This is a genomic window from Oleiphilus sp. HI0132, assembly GCF_001635845.1.
In genome coordinates this window covers 1-759 of sequence record NZ_LWGJ01000668.1, presented here as the reverse complement: position 1 = coordinate 759, position 759 = coordinate 1, and the positions used below count along the sequence as shown (strand labels likewise).

Here is a 759-nt window from a genome sequence, read left to right as displayed (position 1 = left end):
TAGCTTCGATACCGCCAGCCAAACCAGCTAGACGACCGTCATCTACAGCACCGTATGCTAGAGCCAATGCAGCTAGACCTTCAGCACCGTAAAAATCAGACAAACCACGATCTAAAATGTTTTCGCCAGTAGCAGCAGAACCAGCAATATCGATGTTCATACGGATATTGTCAATCATGTCAGTGTCGTTTGCTAGGTTATCGTCACCAGTGTTTGCGTTGCCGCCGATGCTGATGTCGTTGATGAATAGGCTACCAGCATCTTTATACATGAACTGACCGATAGAAACTTTAGTTTCTAGATCGATAGTCAAACCAGCTTGACCAGTTAGCTCGCCCATTGCTGAGTCGTCTAGAGCTTTAAGTTCAGCTTGTGCGCCAGCAGAAGCAGCAGCGATTGCAGAAACTAGTGCGATTTTTTTCAGGCCTTTCATATTATTCTCCTAATATTTAGGTTACGTTAAAACTGTCTTAGACTTATGTGTCTTAACGCGATCATTTGATTTATATGATTTCATTTTTTTCTAACAAGCTGTGTTGCTCGCCAGTGAGATCATAATATGTATTTTGATTTCTATTTACCGTGATTGCTTTCACAAAAAGTTACGGAGAGTAACCTTTAGGCAGAAATGTAAGGGTTTTTAACAGAATTTGACATTTGAAGGCTGTTTTCGGGCGTATTTTAGAATTTAAGAAAGAAAAAAATGTCGACATAAAGAAAAACAATACAAAATATTGAGTTAAATAGAGCCCCTAAACG

Annotated in this window: 1 protein-coding gene; it reads right to left on the bottom strand. The window is 39.7% G+C overall.

All coding sequences use genetic code 11. From position 1 onward, the window contains the following. Window positions 1-433, bottom strand: a 433-nt coding sequence (locus A3766_RS08060; protein ID WP_231882862.1) for a DUF6160 family protein, incomplete at its 3' end; no start/stop codon positions are given. Between the last annotated feature and the right edge of the window lie 326 nt (window positions 434-759).